Origin of the sequence: Pantoea sp. QMID4 (assembly GCF_030270445.1) — a bacterium.
GTDB classification, from domain to species: domain Bacteria; phylum Pseudomonadota; class Gammaproteobacteria; order Enterobacterales; family Enterobacteriaceae; genus Pantoea; species Pantoea vagans.
This window is the reverse complement of sequence record NZ_BSXL01000006.1, coordinates 162446-188447: the sequence shown is the minus strand read 5'-3', so window position 1 is coordinate 188447 and position 26002 is coordinate 162446. Positions and strand designations below refer to the sequence as shown.

28 protein-coding genes and 1 pseudogene are annotated in these 26002 nt (G+C 55.9%); 10 read left to right on the top strand and 19 right to left on the bottom strand.

The genetic code is table 11. The features are described 5' to 3' along the window. Window positions 1-48: 48 nt before the first annotated feature. The 3 genes from QSK07_RS15000 to QSK07_RS14990 form a co-directional block, all read right to left on the bottom strand. Entirely contained in the window at window positions 49-279 is a 231-nt protein-coding gene (locus QSK07_RS15000) for a YgdI/YgdR family lipoprotein (RefSeq protein ID WP_285721858.1), read from the bottom strand. Between the two features lie 15 nt (window positions 280-294). After that, window positions 295-528, bottom strand: coding sequence for a YgdI/YgdR family lipoprotein (locus QSK07_RS14995; RefSeq protein ID WP_010245442.1), 234 nt, complete (start codon window positions 526-528; stop codon window positions 295-297). 378 nt (window positions 529-906) lie between these two features. Further along, the gene (locus tag QSK07_RS14990; protein ID WP_061062381.1) at window positions 907-1110 is read right to left on the bottom strand and encodes a hypothetical protein; all 204 of its coding nucleotides are present in this window, start codon (window positions 1108-1110) and stop codon (window positions 907-909) included. A gap of 189 nt (window positions 1111-1299) precedes the next feature. Between QSK07_RS14990 and QSK07_RS14985 the strand changes: the two genes are divergently transcribed. The 4 genes from QSK07_RS14985 (at window position 1300) to pdxY (ending at window position 4628) form a co-directional block, all read left to right on the top strand. Beyond that, window positions 1300-1614 carry an MliC family protein gene (locus tag QSK07_RS14985; RefSeq protein ID WP_285721857.1) on the top strand — a complete coding sequence of 105 codons (315 nt, stop codon included), beginning with the start codon at window positions 1300-1302 and terminating at the stop codon, window positions 1612-1614. 25 nt (window positions 1615-1639) lie between these two features. Then, a complete protein-coding gene (pdxH, locus tag QSK07_RS14980; protein WP_285721856.1) occupies window positions 1640-2296 on the top strand; it encodes a pyridoxamine 5'-phosphate oxidase in 657 nt (218 codons plus the stop codon). 140 nt (window positions 2297-2436) lie between these two features. Then, entirely contained in the window at window positions 2437-3711 is a 1275-nt protein-coding gene (gene tyrS, locus QSK07_RS14975; protein WP_285721855.1) for a tyrosine--tRNA ligase, read from the top strand. 56 nt (window positions 3712-3767) lie between these two features. Then, the gene (gene pdxY / locus QSK07_RS14970) at window positions 3768-4628 is read left to right on the top strand and encodes a pyridoxal kinase PdxY (protein WP_061062385.1); all 861 of its coding nucleotides are present in this window, start codon (window positions 3768-3770) and stop codon (window positions 4626-4628) included. Between the two features lie 32 nt (window positions 4629-4660). Here the strand turns inward: pdxY and gstA are convergent, their stop codons facing one another. Together gstA and dtpA are read right to left on the bottom strand one after the other, a co-directional pair. Next, the gene (gene gstA, locus QSK07_RS14965) at window positions 4661-5266 is read right to left on the bottom strand and encodes a glutathione transferase GstA (RefSeq protein ID WP_285721854.1); all 606 of its coding nucleotides are present in this window, start codon (window positions 5264-5266) and stop codon (window positions 4661-4663) included. A 161-nt stretch (window positions 5267-5427) separates the two neighbouring features. Then, entirely contained in the window at window positions 5428-6909 is a 1482-nt protein-coding gene (dtpA, locus tag QSK07_RS14960; RefSeq protein ID WP_098050672.1) for a dipeptide/tripeptide permease DtpA, read from the bottom strand. A gap of 301 nt (window positions 6910-7210) precedes the next feature. On the opposite strand from dtpA, the gene QSK07_RS14955 reads away from it, so the two are divergent. Then, on the top strand, window positions 7211-7360 hold the full coding sequence (locus QSK07_RS14955) for a hypothetical protein (protein ID WP_275245593.1): 150 nt from the start codon (window positions 7211-7213) through the stop codon (window positions 7358-7360). Between the two features lie 228 nt (window positions 7361-7588). Beyond that, window positions 7589-8284, top strand: coding sequence for a CTP synthase C-terminal region-related (seleno)protein (locus QSK07_RS14950; protein ID WP_285721853.1), 696 nt, complete (start codon window positions 7589-7591; stop codon window positions 8282-8284). 40 nt (window positions 8285-8324) lie between these two features. On the opposite strand, the gene QSK07_RS14945 is transcribed toward QSK07_RS14950, so the two are convergent. From QSK07_RS14945 to ydgT, 12 genes and pseudogenes are all read right to left on the bottom strand, one after another. Beyond that, window positions 8325-9668 carry an enolase C-terminal domain-like protein gene (locus QSK07_RS14945; protein ID WP_285721852.1) on the bottom strand — a complete coding sequence of 448 codons (1344 nt, stop codon included), beginning with the start codon at window positions 9666-9668 and terminating at the stop codon, window positions 8325-8327. Beyond that, entirely contained in the window at window positions 9646-10989 is a 1344-nt protein-coding gene (locus QSK07_RS14940) for an MFS transporter (protein ID WP_285721851.1), read from the bottom strand. Before QSK07_RS14940 ends, QSK07_RS14945 begins: the two co-directional genes overlap by 23 nt. A 213-nt stretch (window positions 10990-11202) precedes the next feature. After that, window positions 11203-11601, bottom strand: a pseudogene (locus QSK07_RS14935) (HPP family protein); the annotation flags it as partial. 206 nt (window positions 11602-11807) lie between these two features. Then, window positions 11808-12440 (bottom strand): endonuclease III, encoded by a 633-nt coding sequence (gene nth, locus QSK07_RS14930; protein ID WP_003849001.1) that lies wholly within the window; start codon window positions 12438-12440, stop codon window positions 11808-11810. Further along, window positions 12437-13141, bottom strand: a complete 705-nt coding sequence (locus tag QSK07_RS14925) for an electron transport complex subunit E (protein WP_285721850.1) — start codon at window positions 13139-13141, stop codon at window positions 12437-12439. Before QSK07_RS14925 ends, nth begins: the two co-directional genes overlap by 4 nt. Next, window positions 13134-13766, bottom strand: coding sequence for an electron transport complex subunit RsxG (rsxG, locus tag QSK07_RS14920; protein WP_098053044.1), 633 nt, complete (start codon window positions 13764-13766; stop codon window positions 13134-13136). Before rsxG ends, QSK07_RS14925 begins: the two co-directional genes overlap by 8 nt. A 3-nt stretch (window positions 13767-13769) precedes the next feature. After that, the gene (gene rsxD / locus QSK07_RS14915) at window positions 13770-14828 is read right to left on the bottom strand and encodes an electron transport complex subunit RsxD (protein ID WP_275219512.1); all 1059 of its coding nucleotides are present in this window, start codon (window positions 14826-14828) and stop codon (window positions 13770-13772) included. After that, window positions 14829-17534 (bottom strand): electron transport complex subunit RsxC, encoded by a 2706-nt coding sequence (gene rsxC / locus QSK07_RS14910; protein WP_285721849.1) that lies wholly within the window; start codon window positions 17532-17534, stop codon window positions 14829-14831. Continuing rightward, on the bottom strand, window positions 17527-18105 hold the full coding sequence (gene rsxB, locus QSK07_RS14905) for an electron transport complex subunit RsxB (protein WP_010245386.1): 579 nt from the start codon (window positions 18103-18105) through the stop codon (window positions 17527-17529). The genes rsxC and rsxB overlap by 8 nt, the downstream gene beginning before the upstream one ends. Then, window positions 18105-18686, bottom strand: a complete 582-nt coding sequence (gene rsxA / locus QSK07_RS14900) for an electron transport complex subunit RsxA (protein ID WP_003853423.1) — start codon at window positions 18684-18686, stop codon at window positions 18105-18107. Before rsxA ends, rsxB begins: the two co-directional genes overlap by 1 nt. Window positions 18687-18809: 123 nt before the next feature. Continuing rightward, complete coding sequence (locus tag QSK07_RS14895; RefSeq protein WP_013357773.1) at window positions 18810-19253, bottom strand: DUF2569 domain-containing protein; 444 nt, start codon at window positions 19251-19253, stop codon at window positions 18810-18812. 110 nt (window positions 19254-19363) lie between these two features. Then, window positions 19364-19579, bottom strand: coding sequence for a transcription modulator YdgT (gene ydgT / locus QSK07_RS14890; protein WP_033782999.1), 216 nt, complete (start codon window positions 19577-19579; stop codon window positions 19364-19366). A gap of 685 nt (window positions 19580-20264) precedes the next feature. On the opposite strand from ydgT, the gene ytfQ reads away from it, so the two are divergent. The 4 genes from ytfQ (at window position 20265) to yjfF (ending at window position 24810) form a co-directional block, all read left to right on the top strand. Next, window positions 20265-21221, top strand: a complete 957-nt coding sequence (gene ytfQ, locus QSK07_RS14885; protein ID WP_013357775.1) for a galactofuranose ABC transporter, galactofuranose-binding protein YtfQ — start codon at window positions 20265-20267, stop codon at window positions 21219-21221. Window positions 21222-21297: 76 nt separating this feature from the next. Continuing rightward, the gene (locus QSK07_RS14880) at window positions 21298-22818 is read left to right on the top strand and encodes a sugar ABC transporter ATP-binding protein (RefSeq protein ID WP_285721848.1); all 1521 of its coding nucleotides are present in this window, start codon (window positions 21298-21300) and stop codon (window positions 22816-22818) included. Further along, window positions 22811-23827 carry a galactofuranose ABC transporter, ATP-binding protein YtfT gene (gene ytfT, locus QSK07_RS14875; RefSeq protein WP_098050655.1) on the top strand — a complete coding sequence of 339 codons (1017 nt, stop codon included), beginning with the start codon at window positions 22811-22813 and terminating at the stop codon, window positions 23825-23827. Before QSK07_RS14880 ends, ytfT begins: the two co-directional genes overlap by 8 nt. Continuing rightward, window positions 23824-24810, top strand: coding sequence for a galactofuranose ABC transporter, permease protein YjfF (yjfF, locus tag QSK07_RS14870; RefSeq protein ID WP_098050653.1), 987 nt, complete (start codon window positions 23824-23826; stop codon window positions 24808-24810). The genes ytfT and yjfF overlap by 4 nt, the downstream gene beginning before the upstream one ends. A gap of 95 nt (window positions 24811-24905) precedes the next feature. Here yjfF and QSK07_RS14865 read toward each other — a convergent pair whose 3' ends face one another. Both QSK07_RS14865 and QSK07_RS14860 read right to left on the bottom strand, forming a co-directional pair. Continuing rightward, window positions 24906-25313, bottom strand: a complete 408-nt coding sequence (locus QSK07_RS14865; protein ID WP_502921720.1) for a GNAT family N-acetyltransferase — start codon at window positions 25311-25313, stop codon at window positions 24906-24908. 147 nt (window positions 25314-25460) lie between these two features. After that, window positions 25461-25820 carry a hypothetical protein gene (locus tag QSK07_RS14860; protein ID WP_285721847.1) on the bottom strand — a complete coding sequence of 120 codons (360 nt, stop codon included), beginning with the start codon at window positions 25818-25820 and terminating at the stop codon, window positions 25461-25463. Between the last annotated feature and the right edge of the window lie 182 nt (window positions 25821-26002).

The following is a 26002-nucleotide window of genomic DNA, read 5'->3' as shown; positions in this document are numbered from 1 at the left end:
ATAAAGCCGCCCGTGGGCGGCTTTATTAATTGGACGGGAGTGCCCGGTTTATTTCTTCGGTACTTCAGAGACCGCTTTAACGTCAGCTTTATTGATCTGTTGCTTCACGCCATTGGCGTCAGTATAGGCCAGCAGGCCAGCATCTGACTCAGAAGGCTTGCCATCACTAATAATGGTGCGTCCATCGTTAGTCTGAATCGCATAACTGGTACGGGTGCAGCCGGTTAATACGGTCGTACCAATCAATGCGGCGAGAGATAAAATCAGCGCTTTTTTCATCTTATTCACCTTAAATTAGTTGTCGAGTTCACTCATATTACTGATCTCATTGCGATTGATCTGCTCAGTTTTTCCTGTCTGAGCATCGCGATAAGAAACCAGGCCAGTATCTGAATCGATCTGCGGTTTACCATCAGTGACAATGGTGCGGCCATCAGTGGTCTTAATCGACTGATTCGAGGCGCAGCCTGCCAGCGTACCTAAAGAAAGAGCCAGCAAAGCAATGGCTGACAGGGATTTCATTTTCATTTTTTTTCAACTCCATGAAGTATAACCAGACATTTACAGCATAGACGGCTTTATAGAGTTTGCTGGTCCTGTCACGCTTCGCTGCCGGTTTTTTAGACAAAAAAGGGGGGTGTAGCGATGATTCTGAGGAATGACGGCAGGGAATAGCATTTATTGCAAATGTGCACGGCTGTTTATGCCGTTTTAGCAGCGGCATTACCAGGCCGGAATAAACGTGACGCCAATACAGGAAAACAGGAAATAAGCACGGCAGCCGGAGCAGATATTCTTTGTCAAAGCCAGAGTCGCCAAAGGGGTAATCGTCTGCACCAGCGTTAACGGCTGATCATGTCCGCAGGCCCGATATCCTGATGACTATCGGGCCAGTAAGGAAGGGGATCAAAGAATGGAGTCTTCACCGGCTTTGGCTGCCGCTTTTTCCGCTTTCATGGCGCTGACCGGATCGGATGCGCTCAGCCAGCGGTCAAATTTCTGGTAGGTGTCGATAAAGGTTTTAAAGTAGCTGCTGGCGACGGTAGCATTCTCTTTGTGGTTCATAAACGCCACCGCCAGCTTAAATGCATCTTCGTTATCAAATTTCATGTTTTTCTTCCTCGCTTAGGATCTATAGAGCGTAGCCTGAGAACACGGCCTGTGCATTCAGACAACCGCCTGAAAACGCGCAATAATTAAGGCTGCCTGACAGCATCCACCAGATTGGCGTGGATTCCCACTTACTTCGCGCCAAATCCTTCTTATAATGCCAGCTTCACTCGTGAAGGAGACCCGCTTATGTTGAAAGGATTAACCGTTGCCGCGGTGCTGCTGCTCTCGGGCTGTAGCCTGATGCATAAACAGCCACCGTCGCCGCAGACCCTGCACTATCGCTGCGGAACCCTGCCTCTGACCGTGACGCTGGATGAGGCGAAAGAGCAGGTGAGCTTCATTATGGATGGCCAGCCCCTGACGCTGAAGCAGACGATATCCGCTTCCGGCGCGCGCTACAGCGACAACACCTATGTGTTCTGGTCCAAAGGAAACGGCGCATTTATCGAACGTAACGATAAAATCGTCGTGAACGATTGTGAGCTGCAACCTGCCAGCTGACTCTTTATCTGAATAGGCGAGAATTATGAGCGAGAGCGAAACGCTACACACCATTTCCCATCTGCGGCGCGAATATACCCGCGGCGGATTGCGTCGTAAGGACCTGCCGGATGATCCGATAGCCCTGTTTGAACAGTGGCTGAGCCAGGCGTGTGAGGCAAAACTGCCTGATCCCACGGCAATGACTGTAGCCACCGTGGATGAGCAGGGCCAGCCGTGGCAGCGCATCGTGCTGCTGAAACACTTTGATGCGCAGGGCATGGTGTTTTACACCAACCTTGGTAGCCGTAAGGCGCTGCAGCTGGCGCACAATCCGCGCATTTGTTTGCACTTCCCGTGGCACGACCTGGATCGTCAGGTAATGGTACTGGGCGAAGTGGAGAAACTGTCGCCGCTGGAGGTGCTGAAATATTTCCACAGCCGTCCGCGCGACAGCCAGATTGGGGCATGGGTGTCGAAGCAGTCGAGCCGGATTTCGGCCCGTGGCATTCTGGAAGGAAAGTTCCTTGAGCTTAAGCAGAAGTTCCAGCAGGGCGACGTGCCGCTGCCCAGCTTCTGGGGTGGCTACCGGGTGAAATTTCACACCGTGGAGTTCTGGCAGGGAGGCGAACATCGTCTGCACGATCGTTTCATCTATCAGCGCGATCACGACGGCTGGAAAATTGACCGTCTGGCACCCTGAATCTGCATGATTTCCCCCTATCAGCGCTGGCACAGAAGACGTCAGCGCTTTATGCTATAGCCCTCATTTTTTTCGATTCCGCAACTCAGCGGAAAGCTGTGTACCAGCATAGGTGCAGTCTGATCAATTTGGAGTCAGTAATGACCAGCAGTAACCTGATACAACAATTGCAGGAGAGGGGCCTTATTGCCCAGGTGACGGATGAAGACGCGTTAACGGAGAAACTGGCGCAGGGGCCAATTTCGCTCTATTGCGGCTTTGACCCCACTGCTGACAGCTTGCATTTGGGCCATCTGGTACCGCTGCTCTGCCTGAAGCGTTTTCAGGATGCCGGCCATCAGCCGGTGGCGCTGGTCGGGGGTGCAACCGGCCTGATTGGCGACCCGAGCTTTAAAGCCGCAGAGCGTAAACTTAATACCAGCGACACCGTCAACGAATGGGTTGAGAAGATCCGCCAGCAGGTGGCGCCATTCCTGGACTTCGATTGTGGCAGCAACAGCGCCATCGCCGCCAATAACTACGACTGGTTTGGCGGCATGAACGTGCTGACCTTCCTGCGGGATATCGGCAAACACTTCTCCGTCAACCAGATGATCAATAAAGAAGCGGTGAAGCAGCGTCTGAACCGTGACGATCAGGGTATCTCCTTTACCGAGTTCTCCTACAATCTGCTGCAGGGCTATGATTTCGCCTGCCTGAACGAGCGTCACGGCGTATCGCTGCAGATTGGCGGTTCCGATCAGTGGGGTAACATTACCTCCGGTATCGACCTGACCCGTCGTCTGCATCAGAACCAGGTGTTTGGCCTGACCGTTCCGCTGATCACTAAGTCTGACGGCACCAAATTCGGTAAAACTGAAGGCGGCGCAGTCTGGCTGGATGCGAAGAAAACCAGCCCGTACAAGTTTTATCAGTTCTGGATCAACACCGCGGATGCTGACGTCTATCGCTTCCTGAAGTTCTTCACTTTCATGAGCATTGAAGAGATCAATGCGCTGGAAGAAGAGGACAAAAACAGCGGCACCGCGCCACGTGCGCAGTATGTGCTGGCTGAGCAGGTAACGCGTCTGGTGCATGGCGAAGCGGGTCTGTCGGCGGCAAAACGTATTACGGCCAGTCTCTTCTCAGGCTCCGTAAGCGACATGACCGAAGCCGATTTTGAACAACTGGCGCAGGATGGTATGCCCACTATCGTGCTGGGCGCTGACGACGATCTGCAGCAGGCGCTGGTGAAAGCCGAGCTGGTGCCGTCTCGCGGTCAGGCACGCACCATGATCGGCTCCAATGCCGTTTCGCTGAACGGTGAAAAGCAGTCTGATGCGGAATATCGCTTCAGCGACAGCGACAAACTGTTTAACCGCTTTACGCTGCTGCGTCGCGGCAAGAAACATTACTGCCTGATCAACTGGCAGTAAGATTTCAGGGCCGGTTTCCGGCCCTTTTTTATGGCAAGGCAGGACAGGGCAAACAAGTGAAAAATATTTTAGCGATTCAGTCGCACGTTGTTTTTGGTCACGCCGGTAACGCGGCGGCTGAGTTTCCGATGCGCCGCCTGGGGGCAAACGTCTGGCCGCTGAATACCGTGCAGTTTTCTAACCATACGCAATATGGCCACTGGACCGGCACGGTGATGCCTGCAACGCATCTAACCGACATCGTTAAAGGTATTGCGGATATTGACCGCCTGAAGACCTGTGACGCGGTGCTGAGCGGCTATCTGGGGTCGGCAGAGCAGGGCGAGCAGATTCTGCAGATTGTTCGGCAGGTCAAAGCAGCTAACCCGAATGCCTGGTACTTCTGCGATCCGGTGATGGGTCACCCCGAGAAAGGCTGCATTGTGGCACCCGGCGTGGCGGAGTTTCACTGCAAGATGGCGATGCCGGCCAGCGACATTATCGCCCCGAATCTGCTTGAGCTGGAGATGCTGAGCGAACGCACTGTTACCGACGTCGACGCCGCAGTCGACGCTGCGCGGGCGCTGATTGCCCAGGGACCTCGCGTGGTGCTGGTGAAGCACCTGGCACGAGCCGGTCGTCGCAGCGATCGCTTTGAGATGCTGCTGGTAACGGCGGAAGACGCCTGGCACATCAGCCGTCCGCTGGTCGATTTCGGTGTGCGTCAGCCGGTCGGCGTGGGCGATCTCACCAGCGGTCTGCTGCTGGTGAATCTGCTGCACGGCAAATCATTGCAGGATGCGCTGGAGCACGTCACTGCAGCGGTCTATGAGGTGATGCTGAAAACCCATCAGATGGGCGAGTATGAGCTGCAGCTGGTGGCGGCCCAGGATGCCATCGCCAGTCCGACGCAGCATTTCGCGGCAGAAAAGCTGTAAAGCAAAAGGGCCGGTTAACCGGCCCTTTTGACTCAGGCTAAGCCTTCCGCTTTCAGCGCCGCCTGCACCGCAGGACGTTCCGCAACACGATCAAACCACGCCTCCAGCGCCGTAAAGCCGGACAAATCCAGTCCCAGCGCTTTTGCCCAGCGCGTCACCACAAACAGATACGCATCTGCCACGCTGAAATGCAGTCCCATCAGCCACTGTCTGTCGTGCAGTGACGCATCGACATAGCGGAATTTCGCTTCCAGCTGGCTGCGCGTCTGTGCTTTCACCTCATCGGAGTAACCGGGACGAAACAGCGGCCCGAAGCTTTTGTGCAGCTCGCTGCCGATGAAGCTGAGCCACGCCACGGTGTGATAACGCGTCAGGCTGCCGACCGGTGCCAGCAGATGGCGATCGGGCTTGAGATCTGCCAGGTACTGCACAATGGCAACACCTTCCGTCAGCACGGTGCCGTCGCTGAGCTGCAGCGCGGGCACCTGGCCTTTAGGGTTAATCTGGCGAAAATCATCGCCCCGTTCAGTGAGTTTTGTGGCCAGATCAACACTCACCTGCGTGAAGTCCAGCCCGCATTCGCGCATAACAATGTGGGGAGAAAGAGAGCAGGCTCCTGCTTTGCAAAACAGTTTCATGACCATGTACTCCTTGTTGCAATGGGATCACAGCATAGTAAAGGCTCAGGGTGGAATTACCAGTGATAAGGATCAGGGATCGATGAGGGGAAAGGGTCAGCAATAAAAAAGCCGGGCAGAGCCCGGCTGATTCGTGTCACGGCAGCGATGACGCCTGCATGTTATTTTTTCGCGTCAGGATCCTGCGTCATACGGTTCAGTAACGGCGCCGTAATCAGCATCAGCAGAGCGATGACAGCGGTCACGATACCAATCTGCTGGAATACGCGGCTGTAGGTCGCCAGCGAAATCAGCGGGTCGGTCACGTTTTCAGGCACCGCCATCAGGTTGGCCACTTTACCGGCAATGACCGCCGCGCCTGCGGTGGTCAGGAACCAGGAGCCCATGATAAAGCCCATCAGACGCTGAGGCACCAGCTGTGCCACCATTGCCAGACCGAGGCCGGAGATCATCAGCTCACCGATACTCTGCAGCGCATAGCTCAGGATCAGCCAGTTAACAGAAACGATACCGGCATCGCTGGCGAACTTCGCGCCCACCGGCAGCACCAGGAACGCAGCGGAGCAGAGCACCATACCAAAGGCAAACTTGTGCGGCATCGGCAGCTTATCGCCCAGCTTGTTGTAGAGCGCCGCCAGCAGCGGACTGGCCAGCATGATCCAGAATGGGTTCAGCGCCTGGAACTGCTCGGGCGCAAAGGTAATGCCGAGAATCTGGTGCTCAACGTTGCGGATAGCAAAGAAGTTGAGTGACGTTGGCATCTGCATATAGAGCACGAAGAACAGAATCGCTTCGACCATCAGCAGGAAGGCCACAATCATTTTACGACGCGCTGCGCCCTGCAGTGCGAAGGCTTCTTTAGCGAACACCAGCACGATACCCAGTGCAATCACAGCCAGCACCAGGCGCGCAATGACCTGATGATGCAACATCCAGTTCGCCAGCGCGATCAGTACTACGACGCCAACCAGCGTCATCAGCAGTTTTCCGACCTGCAGCGGTGCAAAGTCGGGCTTAGAACCGTAATCCCTGACCATGCGTTTGCAGAACAGGAAGTTAAACAGGGTGATGATCAGACCGATAACGCACAGTGAGAAGGCAACGCTGTAACCATATTTTGCCGCTAACCACGGGGTGAGCATCATCGAAAACAGTGAACCGATGTTGATCGACATATAGAACATGGTGAAGGCACCATCGATACGCGGATCATCTTTTTCGTAGCAGGTGGAGAGCAGCGAAGAAGGGTTCGCTTTGAACAGCCCGCTGCCCACGGCGATGGTCGCCATACCGACATAGACGATGCTGACGTTATGACCGGAAAATGCTACCAGCGCATAACCCAGTGCCAGTACCAGCACGCCCAGCACAATCACACGTTTGGTGCCCAGCACTTTATCGCCGAGCCAGCCGCCAATGGCGACGAGTCCATAAACCAGCGCGCTGAATGAAGAGAACAGGGTGATGGAGTCTGATTCAGACAATCCCAGTTGCTTCACCAGGTAAACCGCCATAATGGCCTGCAGGCCATAGAAGCCAAAACGTTCCCATAACTCAATCGAGAAGATTAAGTAGAACGCCTTCGGCTGTTTAAACGCATTGAGACTGACAGCCTCATCAGTGTGTTTGTTTGCAGTTGACACATGTACCTCAGTTTTTCATACCCTGTTTCGGGACAGCAATTAAGTCCGCGTCATGTGAGTTTTTCATGCGCGAGATTGTTATTAGAAGGGAAAAGCGGCGACTAATTTGGCTGATTACGGGCGGCAGGGCAAGAATTTTTTGACAACCGGCCTGCGCTGATAATCCAGAGTTAAAAACCTTATAACAAACTGTTGATCAGATTTTAATTTTGATGAAAAAGAGCAGATCAGTATAAATCAACTGAATGCGAGCGAGGTGCTGGATGAATTTAACATTAACTGCTAACGGAGAACAATTCAGATGAAACGTTTGCTGCAGATTTTATCAGCAGCATTTACAGGAGGTTTCAGGCCATTATGCAGGCAATATGACGAAAAAGTAAACGTTAACGCGTCTGCTTTGGCGGCAAAGCATACAATTGCTGATCGAGAGCACAAACCAGCGATTTAATTCAGTAAGCAAAATAAGAAACCGATTGCATTGCTGTGCAGGAAGGCTGAAAAGCCTGTCGTCAGCAAAAACCGGCAAAAAGTTTCCGCTGAAGAAATGGGGGGCAGGCTGTGGTGAAGGGGGGATGCTCCCTGTATTGAGTGGCAGCATTATGACGTGGTTTTCAGAATGCTCGACTTGAAATTAACATTCCTGTAACCTTTCAATTTCCCCAGGAAGGATCTGTTTATGTCGTCTCCCCTGCAGTTATCTCTGGCTGGTGACTACCGCGCCGATGCGGTTGCCCATCAGGCCATTCCTCTTGCTATTGAACGTGCTGCCCGCTGGCTTAACATTACGGTTAAAGCGGAATGGATTGCCAGCGAAAAACTCGCTGAATCCAATCTCAGGCGCAGTGACGCGGTCTGGGTTGTGCCTGGCAGTCCCTACAATAATGATGAGGCCATTTTTGACACCATTCGCTGGGCGCGGGAAAGCGGAAAACCTTTTCTGGGTTCGTGCGGGGGATTCCAGTATGCGGTCATCGAGTATGCGCGCAATGTACTGGGCTGGCACGATGCGAGTCATGCCGAAACCGATACAGGCGGGCGCAGGGTCATAGCGCCGCTGAGCTGCTCGCTGGTGGAGCAGCGCGGCGCGGTCAGGTTCGAACCCGGTTCACGTATTGCTGCGGCCTACGGCACGCTGGACAGCGATGAAGGCTATCACTGTAACTTTGGCGTCAACCCGGAATTCAGTGCGGCGCTGGACGATAACACCCTGCGTATTACTGCCTGGGATGACGCGGGGGACGTACGCGGTGTGGAGCTGCCGGATCATCCTTTCTTTGTTGCCACCCTGTTCCAGTCAGAACGCGCTGCGCTGCAGGAGAAAGAGTCTCCGCTGGTCGTCGCCTGGATGCAGGCGGCGCTGGCACAACGCTAGAAAGTGAGCAGTCTGTGACACTGTCACAGACTGCTGTTCTTCAGCGCAGCAGCGCCGGGCGTTTGGCGTTAAACGACCAGTTTTCAATCAGAAACTGCATGCCCAGCGCATCGTTACGATTTTTATCCGGCAGCGAATTGTAAAGTGCATGTGCCGTTTCAACCCGCGTCATATCCAGAGTAACGCCCAGCCCTGGCCCCTCTGGCAGTTCCAGATGCCCATCCCGAATCTGCGGTGCATGCTGCGTCAGCTGTTGTCCATCCTGCCAGATCCAGTGCGTATCAAAGGCCGTCAGACGATCGCCGGGTGCAGCCGCCCCCAGATGCGCCACCATTGCCAGAGACACATCAAAGTGGTTGTTTGAATGGCAGCCGGTGGTCAGCCCCCACTCCTGACAGAGTTGCGCCACGGTATGCGCATTGCGCATCGTCCAGAAGTGGGGATCGGCCAGCGGAATGTCGATAGCATTAAGCTGTAACGCATGCTGAAACTGTCGCCAGTCATTGGCGATCATATTGGTGGCAACCGGAATACCGGTGGCCCGTTTAAACTCGGCCAGCGTTTCCCGGCCGGAGTAGTCCTGTTCCGCGCCACAGGGATCTTCCAGATAGGGAATGCGGCCCGCCAGTTGTTTACCATAATAAATGGCTTCGTCCAGCGACCAGCTGGCGTTGGGGTCGACCGTGACACGAGCCTGCGGAAAGTGTTGCAGCAGGGCGTTGACCGTCTCAACCTCCACTTCGCCGTGGTGTACGCCGCCCTTGAGTTTGAAGTCGCGGAAGCCATAGCGTTCCGCTGCGGCTTCAGCCAGCCGCACGACGCCTTGCGCATCCATCGCTTTTTCATGACGCAGTTGCAGCCAGGCATCACCGCCAGACTGGCCTGCCTGATAGTTCATGCTGGTAAGGTTGCGGTCGGCGATATAGAACAGATAGCCGAGCACCGGCACCCGATCGCGCTGCCTGCCGCTGGCAAGTAATTCGGCAACCGGCAGATTCAGGTGCTGGCCCATCAAATCAAGCAGCGCCGCTTCAATCGCCGCGGTGGCGTTGTAGAACTTCTCCGGGTTCATCTGCGGAATGTGGATGTCATCGGTATGCGCGGTCTGCTGATGGCGTGCGTCACTGGCAAACAGCGTGGCGATCGTCGCATTCAGCCGCAGCAGTTCGCTGCCCTCAATCTGCGATCGAAAACGTGCCAGCAGCGCCAGCGTCGAAGCGTGACAGGGACTTTCGCCAACGCCGGTACGGCCTGCGGAATCGGTCAGGATCACCAGAATGCGGGTAAAGTAGCAGTTATGCGCGCCACCAATGTTCAGCAGCATGCTGTCATACCCGGCGACCGGCACCACCCGCATTGTTTTAATGACTGGACTGTCTGACATGGTGATTCTCCATAGGATCAAGGGAAGGCGGGGATGGCCTGCGGCGCAGCAGCAGCCACAGCCCGGTCAGCAGCGAAACGCTGGTCAGCGCATAGAGGCCGCCGGTAGTGGAACCGGTCTTCATCTCCAGATAGCCAAACACCGTCGGTGCGAAGAAGCCGCCAAGATTGCCAACAGAATTCACCAGCGCAATGCCCGGTGCGACAATCGAGGCGGGCAGTTCTCCCTGCGGCATTGGCCAGAAAAAGGTGGCGCTGACTTTTGAGCCGATACAGGCCACGATCATCGCAAGGAAACCAAACCATGGGGAACCCAGCGTGGCCATAAAAGTGCCACAAGCGGCGACCAGCATGGCAACGCCCAGCGCTTTATCGAGTTTGTCACGGTGGCGGTCTGAAAAGCGGCTCAGCAGGTTGATGGCGACAATGGCGCACAGCCATGGCACAGCGGTAAGAATCCCGATACCAAAACTGCTGAAGCCCTGAATACGCTGAATAATCTGCGGCAGCCAGAACACCAGCGTATAACCGGTCATGGTCATGGTGAAGAAGATTGCGCAGAAGAATAGCAGGCTGCGATTGCGTAACAGCGACATTTTGCCCGGCTCGCGGTTAAACGCGTCGCGCAGTGCTTCTTCACTGTTCAGTTGCTGCACCAGCGCCTGTTTCTCTGCATCATTCAGCCAGCGCGCATCAGCGGGACGCGACACCAGCACCCAGGCGGCGAGGATCCCGACCAGCACAGAGGCTCCGCCTTCAAGGAACATGACCCATTTCCAGCCCGCTATTCCCAGAAAGTTGTGCATCATCAGGATGGCACCCGTGATTGGCCCGGAGAAGAGAAAGGCGCCAGCCGTGGCGCTCAGGACCATCGCGGTAGCCCGACCGCGCCAGGCATTCGGCACCCACTGACGGAAATAGAACAGCACGCCGGGAAAGAAGCCCGCTTCGGCGACGCCGAGCAAGAAGCGCAGCAGGTAAAACTGAATGGGTGAGGTGACAAATCCGGTCAGGACCACCACCAATCCCCAGGTAATCATGATGCGTGTCAGCCAGACGCGTGCGCCAAAGCGCTTCATCATCAGATTGCTCGGCACTTCAAACAGCGCATAACCAATGAAAAAGAGGCCCGCACCCAGACCAAAGGCGGCGGCGCTGATCCCGGCATCCGTGCGCAGTTCGGCTTTAATAAAGCCAATGTTGGCGCGGTCGATCTGATTAATAATCAGCATCACCACCAGCATCGGGATGATATGGGTGAAGAATTTTTTGATGGCGGAGGCGATCAGCTCATCGTGTTGCGGAGATAAGACGCTATCCATCGTTCTTCCTCATAAGAAACGTAAAGAAGAGCAAAGTGTAGGGCGCTGATAAGGCGGGCTCTATGGGCATCTGCCCAGGACCGGATGGGCGTCCGGCCTGGGGGGTTGTGTTATCAATATGTTACCGTAAAGGCGAGGCGAAGCGGCTGAGCAAAACTGTGGCGGCGATCAACTTTGTGTGTCATTCGGCCACGCGGAGCGTGCCGGCAGAACAGGATGCGTCAGCAACAGGCAGGCTTCAGCCGCTAAACTGACGGCGCTGCGCAATCTCTTCTGTACGCCGCAGGCGATGGCCGGATCGGGTATCAACTGGCTGACGGTGACGCCTGCCAGCGCAGACAGGCTGTTGCCGCCGACTATCGCCCACGGCTGCGCCAGGGGACTGGCAGGCAAACCAAAGAGCAGGACAGCTGATGCGCCAACCGGGGCGACGAACCAGAGGTTAAGTTCGCCCAGCATCCAGTGGCTCAGCAGGCTGGTCAGTACCAGACCAATGCCCGCACCCAGTCCGGCTAACATTACATGCTTTCTGCTCACCGCCAGCGGATACGGCCAGAGGCGCGCCAGAAACAGGCGCAGCGAATGCCTCTCTGCTGAAGGGCTTTTGCTCATTACGTTACTCGCCGTGTCATAACATTTTCTTATCGGCAGGGGCGGCGATTTTTTATCATCAACACCAATGTAACAACCTGACAAGCTGTGGCGGTATTTCGGCGCGTCACAAAGCGCGATGAAAAGGGGGATCGCGCAGAAGACGTCACGCAGCGGGCACAGGCAGACAATAAAAACCCGCCGCACCGGGTCAGTCATGAGTGGGATCACTCGACTTTGTCGGGGTACTCGCAGAGATCCTCAATCAGGCAGGAGCCGCAGCGCGGTTTACGCGCCACGCAGGTGTAGCGGCCGTGCAGAATCAGCCAGTGATGACAGTCGACCTTGTAGGCGGCCGGAACCACTTTCAGCAGCTTCTGTTCCACCTCTTCCACATTCTTACCTGGCGCAAATTTCGTACGGTTACTGACGCGAAAAATATGGGTATCAACGGCAATCGTCGGCCAGCCAAAGGCGGTATTGAGCACCACATTAGCGGTTTTACGGCCCACACCGGGCAGGGCTTCCAGCGCTGCACGGTCTTCCGGCACTTCGCCGTTGTGCTGCTCCAGCAGAATGCGGCAGGTCTTAATCACATTTTCCGCTTTGCTGTTAAACAGGCCGATGGTTTTGATGTATTCCTTTACGCCATCCACGCCCAGCGCCAGCATCGCAGCAGGTGTGTTGGCCACCGGATAGAGCTTTGCGGTGGCCTTGTTCACGCTGACATCGGTCGCCTGAGCCGAAAGCAGCACCGCAATCAGCAACTCAAACGGCGAGCTGAAATTCAGTTCGGTGGTCGGATGCGGATTGTTCTGCTGCAGCCGGTGGAGGATTTCAGTGCGTTTGGTCTGATTCACACCGCTTTCCCGACGGTGTTCTGAAGAGCTGCGGTTTCAGCCGCCTGAGCACGCATCGCTGCACGCTGTTTCATCTTCTGATCGATCAGGTATTTGCACGCCAGCATCATGCCCAGGCCGATAAACGCGCCAGGCGGCAGCATCGCCAGCAGCATCGGCGAGTCGAAATGAACCACTTCAATACGCAGCGATTTCGCCCACGGGCCAAGCAGCTGATCGGCACCGTTAAACAGCGTACCGCTGCCGATAATTTCGCGCAGCGAACCTAACACCACCATGGCGCAGGTTGCGCCCATGCCGATGGCAAAGCCATCCAGCGCCGAGAGCGGGATGCTTCTTTTAGAGGCGACGGCTTCAGCACGGCCCACCACGATGCAGTTGGTTACGATTAGCGGGATAAAAATCCCCAGCGACTGATAGAGACCGTAGGCATAGGCGTTGATCAGCATCTGCACACAGCTCACTACCGAGGCGATGATCATGACATAAATCGGGATACGGATTTCCGACGGCACCCAGCGGCGCGAGGCGGAAATAAAACTGTTGGTCAGGGTCAGCACCAGCGTGGTAGCCAGACCTAAACCCAGCGCGTTAGTGGCGGTCGCGGTGACCGCCAGCAGCGGGCAGAGGCCCAGCAGCTGCACCAGTGCCGAGTTGTTCTTCCACAATCCACCAACCAGCAGACTTTTAGCTTCACTCATTTGTGTCTCCACATGCCGGTAACGAAGAGAGTCTCTCCGGAAGCGTTTTCATCAACAGCGCGGTGCGTTTCGTCGCATTGACCACCGCGCGTGGGGTAATGGTGGCGCCGGTAAACTGATCGAAGTCACCGCCATCTTTTTTAACCGCAAAGGCTTTATCCGCCGGACCCTGTACCACTTTGCCATTAAAGCTGTTGATCCAGTCAGAGATGCGCAGTTCGATTTTATCGCCCAGGCCAGGCGTTTCATGGTGTTCAATCACCCGCACGCCCAGTACTTTACCCTGGAAATCGGCACCGACCAGCATTTGTATCGCACCAGAATAGCCGTCAGGCGCCGTTGTCTCCAGTGCCGCCGCGACTGGCTTGTCGCCTTTACGCGCCAGGAAGAGATGATGCGGCGCACTGTTACCCAGCGCTGCATCCGTGACAACGTAACAATCCTGCTGGATGTTGTTGTCATACAGCTCAATGGGTACCACCTGATCCAGCAGATTTTTCTGCTGTAACCGGGTCTGATGCTCTACCGTCGGCTTGGTTACCGTATTCACTACAGCGGTAGCGGCCGTGGTAATCGCGGCGAAAATCGCCAGCGTGACGCCATTTTTGCGAATCGTCTCCAGCATCGTTTAATCCTTCTGATGGCCGTAAACGCGCGGCTGGGTGTAGTAGTCAATGAGCGGCACGCAGATGTTGGCCAGCAGCACAGCAAACGCCACGCCGTCAGGATAGCCGCCAAAGCTGCGGATCAGCCAGACCAGCAGTCCGATCAGTGCGCCATAGACCAGACGACCACGATTGGTGGTCGACGCGGTTACCGGGTCGGTAGCAATAAAGAACGCGCCCAGCATGGTGGCACCGGAGAAAAGATGAATCAGCGGGCTGTTCAGCGATTCCGGTGAGAAGAACCAGCCCAGCGTGGCGCAGAACGCCAGTGACAGCAGCATGGCGACGGGGATATGCCAGCGAATCGCACTCTTCCACAGCAGGAACAGGCCGCCCGCCAGATAACCGACGTTAACCCACTGCCAGCCGAGCCCGGCCAGCACACCGCTGTAAATCGGCTGCGCCAGCAGATGTTCGGCACTGTGACCGGCGCGTAGGCCGGTTTTGAAGGTATCCAGCGGCGTCGCCTGGCTGATGCCATCCACACCCATCTGCAACTGCTGCATGGTATCTCCCGCCAGCGTGTGGCCCTGGAACACCATGCTCAGACTGTCCATCAGGCCAGGTTTAATCGCCTGTAGCGTGTCAGGCGGCAGCCAGCTGGTCATCTGTACCGGGAAGGAGATCAGCAGCACTACATAGCCAACCATCGCCGGGTTAAACGGGTTCTGGCCAAGTCCGCCATAGAGCTGTTTGGCAATGACCACCGCAAACAGAGTACCAATCACCACCAGCCACCAGGGGGCCAGCGGCGGCAGGCTGATACCGATCAGGATGGCGGTCAGCAACGCCGAGTTATCCGCCAGCGTGCTGGCAACCGGTGCTTTACGCAGACGCAGGATAGCCGCCTCGGTCAGCCAGGCGGTAAGGATCGCCAGTAAGACCTGTAAAACGGTGCCGTAGCCAAAGAAATAACACTGTGCAGCAAAACCTGGCACCGCCGCCAGCACCACCAGCAGCATGATGTTGCCGGTACTGCGGCGGTTATGGGTATAAGGGGAACTTGCGATACGAAAAGCCATTTAATCCTCAAGCGTCGTAGACGACTGCGCTTTACGCGCTTTGGCACGGGCGATGGCGGCGGCAATAGCGGCCTTGCGCGCATCATCAGGTTGATTCAGTTCAGGTGCCTGTTCAGGTTCAGCATTGGCGTTATTTGCCTGCTCCTGCGCCTGTTCCGCTTTCTCTACCGCAAAATGTGCGGCGGTGGCGAGCACTGCGGCGTCACGGGAAGCGGCATCGGCGTCACTTTCCGCCTGCGCCGTTTTCTTCGCTTTGGCGCGGGCGATAGCGGCCTGAACCGCGGCTTTACGTGGGTCAGTTTCCACGGCAGCGTCTGGAACGGCGTCTGCAACACTCTCCGATGCAGCCGTCGCCGTCGCATCAGCGCCTTCAGCCTGCGCCGCTTTCTTCGCTTTGGCGCGGGCGATAGCGTCCTGAACCGCGGCTTTACGTGGATCGGTTTCAGCGGCGGCGTCTGGTGCTGCATCAGTAACGCTCTCCGATGCAGCCGTCGCCGTGGCATCAGCGCCTTCAGCCTGCGCCGCTTTCTTCGCTTTGGCGCGGGCGATAGCGGCCTGAACCGCGGCTTTACGTGGATCGGTTTCAGCGGCGGCGTCTGGTGCTGCATCAGTAACGCTCTCCGATGCAGCCGTAGCCGTGGCATCAGCGCCTTCAGCCTGCGCCGCTTTCTTTGCTTTAGCGCGGGCGATAGCGGCCTGAACGGCGGCTTTACGCGGGTCGGTTTCAGCGGCGGTGTTCGGTATGGTTTCTGGAACGCTCTCCGAAGCAGCCGGAGCGCTTTCAGCCTGTGCCGCTTTCTTTGCTTTAGCGCGGGCGATAGCCGCCTGAACCGCGGCTTTACGTGGATCGGTTTCAGTGTCTGCAGCTGAGGAGGCTGCTGCAGCATTGTCGGTTGCGGCCTGCGCAACTTCAGCGCTTTCAGCCTGCGCCGCTTTCTTCGCTTTGGCGCGCGCTACAGCGGCCTCGACGGCGGCTTTACGCGGATCGACACTGGCGTCAGCGGCCGTATCAGTCGGTGAGACTTTCTTCGCTTTTGCCCTGGCAATCGCGGCTTCAACCGCCGATTTGCGCGGATCGGCTGACTGACGCGTTACCGGCTGGGTTTCAGCCTGCGCCTCAGCCTGACGCAGACGCGCCTGCGCATGGCGGGCTTCACGCTGCGCTTCAAGCGTCGCTTCATCCGGTTCAGCGGCCTGACGGGCTTTCACCCGCGCTTTGGCTGCGGCCAGCTCACTGGTATCGGTGCGGGCAACTCGCTGTTTCGCCTCTTCATGACGCGCTTCACGGGCCTGCTTCTCACGCTCCAGTCGCGCCTGGCGCGCTTCGAAGCGGGCTTTAGCTTCCAGTGTGCGTTTCGCTTCCAGATCGATGGCGCGAAGTTCCGCTTTTTCCTGACGGTAATATTGCACCAGCGGAATGTTACTCGGGCAGACATAGGCGCAGGCACCACATTCGATGCAGTCATCGATATGGTGGGCACGCGCTTTATCGTGATCGCCGCCCTGGCTGTACCAGTAAAGCTGCTGCGGCAGCAGTTTGGCCGGACAGGCATCGGCACAGGCGGAACAGCGAATGCAGGACTGCTCTTCGTCACTGTTGCCCATCTCACTGGCAGACGGCGCAAGAATACAGTTGGTGATCTTCACCACCGGCACATCCAGCGATGGCAGGGTAAAGCCCATCAGTGGACCGCCCATAATTACCATCTGACGCGGCGCAGGCGTAAAACCCACCTGATGCAGCAGATGGCTGATTGGCGTGCCAAGACGACTCCAGACGTTACGCGGCTGGGCAATCGCCTCGCCGGTCAGCGTCACGACGCGTTCGGTGATCGGTTCCCCGTTAATAATGGCCCGCTTAACCGCCCAGGCGGTACCGACGTTCTGCATCAGCACGCCGATATCGGTTGAGCGTCCGCCGTGCGGCACTTCCATGCCGGTCAGAATGTGGGTCAGCTGCTTGGCACCGCCGGAAGGATATTTGGTCGGGATTACCCGGATTTGCAGATCGCGCTCGCTACCCAGCGCCTGTTTCAGCGCGGCTATCGCTTCAGGTTTATTATCTTCAATGCCAATCAGCACCCGCTCAGCCTGTAACACCCAGGCGAGAATGCGGCTGCCTTCCAGCACTTCGGCGGCGTAATCCTGCATCAGGCGATCGTCAGCGGTGATGTAAGGTTCACATTCTGCTGCATTGATAATCAGGGTTTTAACCCCGCGCAGGCCGCCTTTCAGTTTGGTGGCGGTCGGGAAGCCCGCGCCGCCCAGACCCGCGATGCCCGCATCATGAATTCGCTGCACGATGTCGGCGCGCGGATGCTGACGGTAGTCTGGCAGCGGATCGAGCGGCACCCAGCTGTCTTCACCATCGGGCGTCAGGAAGATGCAAAGTTCGGACAGACCAGAAGGGTGCGCGGTCATATGCTGACCGATATCCTCAATCACGCCAGAAGTGGGCGCATGGACCGGCAGCATGCGGCCGGTACCAAAGGTCAGGGGCTGACCGCGCAGCACTTTCTCGCCGGGCGCAACGCAGATCTCACCTTCATGGCCGATATGCTGTTTCAGCGGGATAATAAAACGGTGCGGCAGCGGCAGTTCGCTGAGCGGCGTGCCATTGGACTGTGTTTTCATTTCCGGCGGATGAATACCGCCCTGAAAATCCCAGACCTTCTCTTTTTTCAGGAAGTTAAACAGGTTAAGCATGAGTTTCTACCGGGATCACCCGTACAGGAATGGTATTCAAATCCCACTTCCAGTTAGCTGGCGTGGTGGCGACCGGACGCATTTCAATACAGTCAGTCGGGCAGGGCGCGACACAGAGATCGCAGCCGGTGCAGACATCGCTCAGCACGGTATGCATGGCGCGGGTTGCACCAACAATCGCATCCACCGGACAGGCCTGAATACATTTGGTGCAGCCAATGCAGTTGGCTTCATCGATAAACGCCACGGTGCGCACCGGCTCTTTTGCCGTTTCATCGCCATCAATCGGCTGCGGTTCGACGTTAAGCAGCGCAGCCAGCTTGAGCATGGTCTGTTCACCGCCCGGCGCGCATTTATTGATCGCTTCACCGTTGTTGCCCACCGCATCAGCGTAGGGACGGCAGCCAGGGTAGCCGCACTGGCCACACTGACTCTGCGGCAGAATAGCATCAATCTGCTCAACGATAGGGTCTTCTTCCACCTCAAAACGGCGCGAGGCGTAACCCAGCAGGGCGCCGAACACCAGGCTCAGGGCACTTAATACGGCAACAGCAATCCAGATCGCGGTCATCAGAATTTCACCAGACCGCTGAAGCCCATGAACGCCAGCGCCATCAGGCCCGCGGTAATCAGGGCAATGGAGTTGCCTTTAAACGGGGCAGGCACGTTGGCCAGTACCAGACGCTCACGCATCCCGGCGAACAGCACCATTACCAGCGAGAAGCCGATAGAGGCACTGAAACCATACAGCGCGGCCTGCATAAAGGTGTGGTTGAGGTTAACGCTCAGCAGAGGTACGCCCAGCACCGCACAGTTGGTGGTGATCAGCGGCAGGAAGATACCCAGTAAACGATAGAGTGACGGACTGGTTTTACGCACCACCATTTCGGTGAACTGTACGACGACAGCGATCACCAGGATATAAGCCATGGTGCGCAGATAGACCAGATCCAGCGGCAGCAGGATCAGATGGTTGACCAGCCACGCGCAGATAGAGGCCAGCGTAATCACGAATGTCGTGGCGAGGCCCATACCAATCGCCGTTTCCAGTTTTTTGGAAACGCCCATAAAAGGACAGAGGCCGAGAAACTTCACTAATACGAAGTTATTCACCAGCACGGTGCCAACAAAGAGAAGCAGATAATCGGTCATTTTTTCGCCTGGGAGCCGGAAAGCGGCTTATTATCATTGATAGCGCGGCGTATCTCAACACCCGCGCCTCCCGCAAGGCGGCAGACCGCACTCAGAATTAAATTCCTGACATAACTCACAGCGTTACGGCGCGATAAAGGTGGTTTTTACCCGCTTTGAACGTTTGAAATAGGGCGCAAATATCGCCGCCGCGAGCAGTGACAGCAATAATGTCTGGAGAGCACGGCTATCGGCAACCGGCGTAAAGGCAAAGGTTTTCAGCGCCAGCAGCACGGTTATCAGCAGCCAGAGCAGATAGTGACGCGGCAAACGGCGCGAACGCTTAAAGAAAAGCCAGCTGATCCAGAGGCTGTAGGCCCAGACTGCCACGGCCGTAAGCAGCGAGATGGCCCAGTAAGAGAGCAGGGTACTGCCGTGTGAAAACAGCGCCACACGCCATTCCGGATTAAAAAGGGGGGTCAGATACATCGCCAGCACCAGAACGGTGGTTAACAGGGTCATTATCAGCCAGGCCAGCGGCAGCAAAAGCCAGCCACCAATACGCGGCGCAGCAACCTGTTCATTCATCGTGGTTATTCCTGTCTCGGGAAGTCGAAGCGCAGCAGAATAACATGTCCAGAGGGGCTCGCCCATCCGGACAAGGTCAGAGGTAAAGAGAGCGATTAATCAGCCGGAAATCAGACCACGTAGCGCCACACCGTTTTAGGGACACAGCCAAGATCATATAACCGTCCGCCAGAAACCAGTTCTGCACGACGATGATCGGCAGCCCGATACATATTGATGATTTCCATATCATTTGTAAGGGAGTAGTTAAGGTGATCGAAAAGCTTTTCCAGACTGTCTGAATTATTTACTTTACGGAATTTAAGCAGGTAATCGTGCGCAGTCATCATTGCCATAACAGATAGAAGTACAAAGGAGTGCTCAGTATAGGGGGCAAGCCAGGGCTGTCCAGATCGGGCCGGTTAAAAAAAGCGAAAATCAGACTATGGCACCTTATTAGCCGCTAAAAGTTCAAATCTGTTATTTTCAATAGCTGTCTTTGCCAGCCTGCCCGCACGATGCTTTTAAACAGGTTGTCAGCTTACAGACAACCCTGCCGGAATGCAGCGTTAAATGCGCATCGTAAATATCATTTTCCGTCCCTTCATGCCAGTTGCCACGTCAATGCCCTCTTTGCGACAATTTCAGGGCAGAAAAATTAATTCTTTTAACGCTACACGCATAGAAACGTTTCGCGCCCAATCAGCACGCGAGAACGACTGTGCGGCCAATCACAAAACCTATTTTTTGTTCATCGCATACCGGATAACCCATTTTGTACGCCTGTCTGTAATCGTTTCCAGTGACGTTAAGCATAAGCGATTCTGTTTATTACAATTATTTAACGGACATTGTTTTATTACTCAGCCGTTTTATCCATAACGCTGTGACCAGCACACCCGTCCGGCTGCACGTAACTCCTTTAAATTGCTCTATTTTGTGAAGTGTGTCGCCATTATGCACGCTTTTTTAGTCCAGTCTAAGCAGGCTCTCTACCCTAAACAGCAAACGCCTTTCAGAGGATTAAAAACTATGTGGAAACGTTTACTTCTGACCACGCTGGTCAGCGCCGCGTTAACCGGCCCGGTGCTCGCTGCAGATATGACGGTCGGCTTCTCGCAGGTAGGTTCGGAATCTGGCTGGCGTTCGGCTGAGACCAGCGTGGCGAAAAGCGAAGCCAAAAAACGCGGAATCACCCTGAAAATCGCCGACGGGCAGCAGAAACAAGAGAATCAGATTAAGGCAGTACGTTCATTTATTGCCCAGGGCGTTGATGCCATTTTCATCGCGCCCGTCGTGCAGACCGGCTGGGAGCCGGTGCTGGAAGAAGCCAAAGACGCCAAAATCCCGGTTTACCTGCTGGACCGCGCTATCGTGGTGAAAGACAAATCACTCTATCAGGCCGTGGTGACGGCGGACAATGTACTGGAGGGCAAACTGATTGGCGACTGGCTGGTGAAAACCGTGGGCGACAAGCAGTGTAACGTGGTGGAACTGCAGGGCACCGTCGGGGCCAGCGTGGCAATCGATCGTAAGAAAGGCTTTGCTGAAGCGATCAGCAACCATCCAAACATCAAAGTGATCCGCTCGCAGTCCGGTGACTTTACCCGCAGCAAGGGTAAAGAGGTGATGGAGAGCTTTATCAAGGCTGAGAACAACGGCAAAAACATCTGCATGGTTTACGCACATAACGATGATATGGCGATCGGTGCCATTCAGGCGATTAAAGAAGCTGGCCTGAAACCGGGCAAAGATATTCTGACCGGCTCAATTGATGGTGTGCCGGATATCTACAAAGCGATGCTGGCAGGTGAAGCCAACGCCAACGTGGAGCTGACACCAAACATGGCTGGCCCGGCGTTTGATGCCCTTGAGAAATTCAAAAAAGATGGCACGCTGCCGCCTAAAGTCATCAAGACCGAGTCGAAGCTGTTCCTGCCTGCTGACGCGCAGACGGAGCTGGATAAGAAAAAGGGTATGGGTTACTGATCCACAGACCCGCCCCAGACCTGCCGCAGACCGCCCCTCGGGGCGGTTTTTCATGACGTAAGGCGGAGTGAGCAGAATGACGATACAAAATGAAACACCGCTGTTATCCATCAGCGGCGTCAGCAAAGGGTTTCCCGGCGTTAAAGCGCTGAGCAATGTTTCCTTTGATATCCGCAAAGGGGAGATTATGGCGCTACTGGGGGAAAATGGTGCTGGCAAATCGACCCTGATTAAGGTGCTGACCGGCGTTTACAGCCGTGATGCCGGCACGATTACCCTGAATGGTGCGCCGATTACCCCGCACAACACTGCACAGGCGCAGGAGATGGGTATCGGGACCGTTTATCAGGAAGTGAATATGCTGCCGAACATGTCGGTGGCAGATAACCTCTATATTGGTCGTGAGCCGCGTCGCTTTGGCATGATCGACCGTCGCCGCATGGTGCGTGATGCCGATGCGCTGATGCGGAACTACGGGTTTTCCCTCGACGTGACACGTCCGCTGGGTCACTACTCAGTGGCGATGCAGCAGATTGTTGCCATCTGCCGCGCGGTCGATCTTTCGGCCCAGGTGCTGATCCTCGATGAGCCGACAGCCAGCCTGGATGCCAGCGAAGTCGAAATGCTGTTTACCCTGATGGCGCAGTTGAAAGCCAAAGGGATGAGCCTGATTTTTGTGACCCACTTTCTCGACCAGGTGTACCGCATTACTGACCGGATTACCGTGCTGCGTAACGGGCAGTTTATCGCTACTCGCGATACCGCCACGCTGCCGCAGATTGAACTGATTAAGCTGATGCTGGGTCGTGAACTGCTGGAGACTGCATTACAGCGTCAGGGCAGCACGCTGCGCAGTAATCAGCCAGTGGTGTCGTTTGAAGATTACGGCAGGAAGGGCACCATCGAACCTTTTAACCTTACGGTGCGTCCCGGTGAAGTCGTCGGCCTGGCCGGTCTGCTGGGTTCTGGCCGGACAGAGACCGCTGAAGTGCTGTTTGGTATTCGTCGGGCCGATCGCGGGACCGCAAAAATTAAAGGAAAAGTGCAGAAGATTACCAACCCGGCGAGAGCCTCACAGCTCGGCATGGGGTTTTGCCCGGAGGATCGGAAGACGGATGGGATTATCGGTGCGGCCTCCGTTCGCGAAAATATTATTCTGGCGTTGCAGGCGCAGCGCGGCTGGTTACGGCCAATTAAGAAGCGCGAGCAGCAGGCGATTGCCGATCGTTTTATCAAGAGTCTGGGTATTCGCACGCCGCACGCCGAGCAGCCGGTAGAGCTGTTATCGGGCGGTAACCAGCAGAAGGTGCTGCTGTCGCGCTGGCTGGTGACTAAACCGCAGTTTTTAATCCTCGACGAACCGACGCGCGGCATTGATGTGGGCGCACACGCCGAGATTATCCGTTTAATTGAATCCCTGTGCGCCGATGGTCTGGCGCTGCTGGTGATCTCGTCTGAACTCGAAGAGCTGGTCGGTTATGCCGATCGGGTGCTGATCATGCGCGATCTGAAGCAGGTGGCAGAAATTCCGCTGGAGCAGCTTTCGGTGGCGTCGATCGTCAATGCTATCGCGGACGGAGGGGCAAAACATGCTTGAGTCTCCTGTGACATCTGAAAAACCACCACGTCGTAAGCTGAAGTTCCCGCGAGGGATGCCGCAAATCGCCGCGCTGGTGCTGGTGCTGCTGATCGACAGTCTGGTAGCCAACAACTTTTTTGCCGTGCACCTGCAGGATGGGCGTCTGTTCGGCAGCCCGATTGATATTCTTAACCGTGCGGCCCCGGTTGCCCTGCTGGCGATTGGCATGACACTGGTGATCGCTACCGGCGGCATCGATCTTTCCGTCGGGGCGGTGATGGCGATAGCGGGCGCGACGGCCGCGACACTGACCGTCGCCGGACACGGTGTGCCGTTCATTATTCTCTGTACGCTGGGAACCGGTTTAGCCTGTGGATTATGGAATGGGGTGCTGGTAGCGCTGCTGCGTATTCAGCCGTTTGTTGCCACGCTGATTCTGATGGTCGCCGGGCGCGGTATCGCTCAGCTGATTACGCAGGGGCAGATTGTGACGTTTGACAGTGACAGTCTCGGCTGGTTTGGTAACGGCTCGCTGTGGATGTTGCCGGTGCCGGTCTGGATCACGCTGATGGTGGCGCTGGCCGTCTGGCTGCTGACGCGCAGGACCGCACTGGGTCTGTTTATCGAAGCGGTGGGGATTAACCTGCGTGCGGCCCGCAACGCGGGGGTGACCGGCTGGCTGGTGGTGATGTCGACTTATGCGATCAGTGGCGTCTGTGCCGCTGTGGCCGGACTGATTGTCGCGGCGGATATTCGCGGTGCTGATGCTAATAATGCCGGTTTATGGCTGGAGCTGGATGCGATTCTCGCCGTGGTGATTGGTGGTGCATCGCTGATGGGTGGCCGCTTTAATCTGGTGTTGTCGCTGATTGGCGCGCTAATTATTCAGTCGATGAATACCGGGATTCTGCTCTCCGGCTTCCCGCCGGAGCTGAATCAGGTGGTGAAAGCGGTGGTGGTGATGTGTGTGCTGTTGCTGCAGTCACCGCGGTTTATTGCGATGTTGAAACGGAGACGCCCGACATGATTAAACGTCATCTTCCGCTGATGATCACCTTACTGGTGTTTGTGGCGGGTTACCTGTTTTGTCTGAGTCAGTTTCCGGGTTTTGCTTCCACCCGGGTGATCTGCAATATCCTGACCGATAACGCCTTCCTCGGCATTATCGCCGTCGGGATGACCTTTGTGATTTTATCAGGCGGTATCGATCTGTCGGTCGGCGCGGTGATTGCCTTTACCGGCGTGTTTCTGGCGCGGGCGATTGGCGATTTCCATGTCGATCCCTTGCTGGCGTTTGCGCTGATTCTGTCACTGGGTGCGCTGTTCGGCGCCATGATGGGCTGGCTAATCGATGCGCTGAAGATCCCGGCCTTTATCATTACCCTGGCGGGGATGTTTTTCCTGCGCGGCTGTTCTTATCTGGTGTCAGAGAACTCGATTCCTATCGATCATCCGTTTTACACCCTGCTTTCCAGTCTGGCGTGGAAAGTGCCGGGCGGAGGGCGTCTCAGTCTGCTGGCGGTGATTATGCTGGTGGTGGTGTTGGGCGGGATTATTCTGGCGCACCGTACGCGGTTTGGTAATCGCGTTTACGCCATCGGCGGCAATATGATGTCGGCTCAGCTGATGGGCGTTTCGACCCGTGCGACTACCATCAGGATTTATATGCTTTCCACCACGCTGGCGACGCTGGCTGGCATCGTGTTCTCGATCTATACCTCGGCAGGTTATGCGCTGGCCGGGCTGGGTGTGGAGCTGGATGCGATTGCATCAGTGGTGATCGGTGGCACGCTGTTGTCGGGTGGTGTCGGAACGGTGCTGGGCACGCTGTTTGGTGTGTTGATTCAGGGGCTGATCCAGACCTGGATTAATTTCGATGGCACGCTGAGTTCGTGGTGGACTAAGATCGCCATCGGGATCCTGCTGTTTGCGTTTATCGCGCTGCAGCGGTTGCTGACGGTGATCTGGGATCGTCAGCAGAACGCGCCGGTTAAGCGAATCCCTGGCTGAGTAAACGGGTAAATGGCGGCTCTCAGGAGCCGCGATTTATTGTGCCAGATGCAGCATCATCACCGTGACGTTTTCATCCGCTACCTGCCGCTGTTCTACCGCCCGCCATCCTGACGCTGATAGTACGCCTGTTGATCGGGTGTATAGAGCCAGAGCTCGCCAATCTGCTGGTGTTTTGCCCGGGCAATCGCCTGCTGGATTAGGGCTTTCGCCACGCCCTGGCCCCTGAATTTCCTATCCGTAACCACTTCGCCAATCCAGTATTCCCTTGCCGCGATGTCGCCCAGTTCATAACGGATGACGCTACAGGTCGCGATAACCGTTTCGCCATTCGGCGACGCGATAAGGGTAAATTCTGCAGAGGTAGTCTGGTTTCGTTGTGTTAAACGCTTAAGGATAGTGGGCTGATGCGACCATGCAGGAAGATGTGACCATTCGGAGTGCAGCAGTTGTGCGGTTTGTGAGGCGTAGTCGGGATGCTGGTTCAGATCGGCAATTTGCATGGCGCTTTTACCTTGTTTTATCAGGTATGTAGAAATACAGGCTGGTGGAGTAAAGTGCAAGATGATGAAAGAGTAGGGTTATAGCAAAGACTAAAACGCTCTTTTGTATGTCCGTAAAAACAATCGCTATGGGATTTGGGTGCAAGGTCAGGAAAGGTATGCCTGATCGCAAAGAATTCCCGCATCCATGCGGATCGGCCGCGCCATCCCTGCGTGGACGCTTTGCTCTTCAGGCATACCATTTCTTCCCGGTTGGGTTTGATCATGGCTTTTAACAACTTGCACTGAGCTATCAAAAAGGAAGGAATCGTAGGCGGTTGAGTGAAACATCTGACGCATGAAGTTATTGCTAATACGCTTGATGCTCTGAGCTTTGAAATATTCGCTCAGACTCAACAAAAAGGAGGAAATGGCGGGCAGTGGAGTAAAGCGTCCGCCGCATGGACAAAACGCCGGGAGCGTTTTTGAACAACGCGAAGCGTTGGCCCGCTTGCGGGCGAGCCTCATGGATGAGGCGAGTAGTCCGGCGGCCGAGCCTACAGGGATGTATTTACGGCGACTTTACGTAACGCCCGTCATTCCCGACTGAATAGCACAGTTTTTATCAAAACCGACGCGGAATTAATTCCTGCGTCGGTCTTTTTTAATCACTTAAGCACGCTACCAATCAAAGAAAGGCAGCACCAATC

What these genes read in the sequence shown, in the direction of transcription:
- QSK07_RS15000 (WP_285721858.1), bottom strand. Translation starts at nt 279, where the DNA reads ATGAAAAAAGCGCTGATTTTATCTCTCGCCGCATTGATTGGTACGACC.
- QSK07_RS14995 (WP_010245442.1), bottom strand. Translation starts at nt 528, where the DNA reads ATGAAAATGAAATCCCTGTCAGCCATTGCTTTGCTGGCTCTTTCTTTA.
- QSK07_RS14990 (WP_061062381.1), bottom strand. Translation starts at nt 1,110, where the DNA reads ATGAAATTTGATAACGAAGATGCATTTAAGCTGGCGGTGGCGTTTATG.
- QSK07_RS14985 (WP_285721857.1), top strand. Translation starts at nt 1,300, where the DNA reads ATGTTGAAAGGATTAACCGTTGCCGCGGTGCTGCTGCTCTCGGGCTGT.
- pdxH (WP_285721856.1), top strand. Translation starts at nt 1,640, where the DNA reads ATGAGCGAGAGCGAAACGCTACACACCATTTCCCATCTGCGGCGCGAA.
- tyrS (WP_285721855.1), top strand. Translation starts at nt 2,437, where the DNA reads ATGACCAGCAGTAACCTGATACAACAATTGCAGGAGAGGGGCCTTATT.
- gstA (WP_285721854.1), bottom strand. Translation starts at nt 5,266, where the DNA reads ATGAAACTGTTTTGCAAAGCAGGAGCCTGCTCTCTTTCTCCCCACATT.
- QSK07_RS14955 (WP_275245593.1), top strand. Translation starts at nt 7,211, where the DNA reads ATGAAACGTTTGCTGCAGATTTTATCAGCAGCATTTACAGGAGGTTTC.
- QSK07_RS14950 (WP_285721853.1), top strand. Translation starts at nt 7,589, where the DNA reads ATGTCGTCTCCCCTGCAGTTATCTCTGGCTGGTGACTACCGCGCCGAT.
- QSK07_RS14945 (WP_285721852.1), bottom strand. Translation starts at nt 9,668, where the DNA reads ATGTCAGACAGTCCAGTCATTAAAACAATGCGGGTGGTGCCGGTCGCC.
- QSK07_RS14940 (WP_285721851.1), bottom strand. Translation starts at nt 10,989, where the DNA reads ATGGATAGCGTCTTATCTCCGCAACACGATGAGCTGATCGCCTCCGCC.
- QSK07_RS14925 (WP_285721850.1), bottom strand. Translation starts at nt 13,141, where the DNA reads ATGAGTGAAGCTAAAAGTCTGCTGGTTGGTGGATTGTGGAAGAACAAC.
- rsxG (WP_098053044.1), bottom strand. Translation starts at nt 13,766, where the DNA reads ATGCTGGAGACGATTCGCAAAAATGGCGTCACGCTGGCGATTTTCGCC.
- rsxD (WP_275219512.1), bottom strand. Translation starts at nt 14,828, where the DNA reads ATGGCTTTTCGTATCGCAAGTTCCCCTTATACCCATAACCGCCGCAGT.
- rsxC (WP_285721849.1), bottom strand. Translation starts at nt 17,534, where the DNA reads ATGCTTAACCTGTTTAACTTCCTGAAAAAAGAGAAGGTCTGGGATTTT.
- rsxB (WP_010245386.1), bottom strand. Translation starts at nt 18,105, where the DNA reads ATGACCGCGATCTGGATTGCTGTTGCCGTATTAAGTGCCCTGAGCCTG.
- rsxA (WP_003853423.1), bottom strand. Translation starts at nt 18,686, where the DNA reads ATGACCGATTATCTGCTTCTCTTTGTTGGCACCGTGCTGGTGAATAAC.
- QSK07_RS14895 (WP_013357773.1), bottom strand. Translation starts at nt 19,253, where the DNA reads ATGAATGAACAGGTTGCTGCGCCGCGTATTGGTGGCTGGCTTTTGCTG.
- ydgT (WP_033782999.1), bottom strand. Translation starts at nt 19,579, where the DNA reads ATGACTGCGCACGATTACCTGCTTAAATTCCGTAAAGTAAATAATTCA.
- ytfQ (WP_013357775.1), top strand. Translation starts at nt 20,265, where the DNA reads ATGTGGAAACGTTTACTTCTGACCACGCTGGTCAGCGCCGCGTTAACC.
- QSK07_RS14880 (WP_285721848.1), top strand. Translation starts at nt 21,298, where the DNA reads ATGACGATACAAAATGAAACACCGCTGTTATCCATCAGCGGCGTCAGC.
- ytfT (WP_098050655.1), top strand. Translation starts at nt 22,811, where the DNA reads ATGCTTGAGTCTCCTGTGACATCTGAAAAACCACCACGTCGTAAGCTG.
- yjfF (WP_098050653.1), top strand. Translation starts at nt 23,824, where the DNA reads ATGATTAAACGTCATCTTCCGCTGATGATCACCTTACTGGTGTTTGTG.
- QSK07_RS14865 (WP_502921720.1), bottom strand. Translation starts at nt 25,313, where the DNA reads ATGCAAATTGCCGATCTGAACCAGCATCCCGACTACGCCTCACAAACC.
- QSK07_RS14860 (WP_285721847.1), bottom strand. Translation starts at nt 25,820, where the DNA reads ATGAGGCTCGCCCGCAAGCGGGCCAACGCTTCGCGTTGTTCAAAAACG.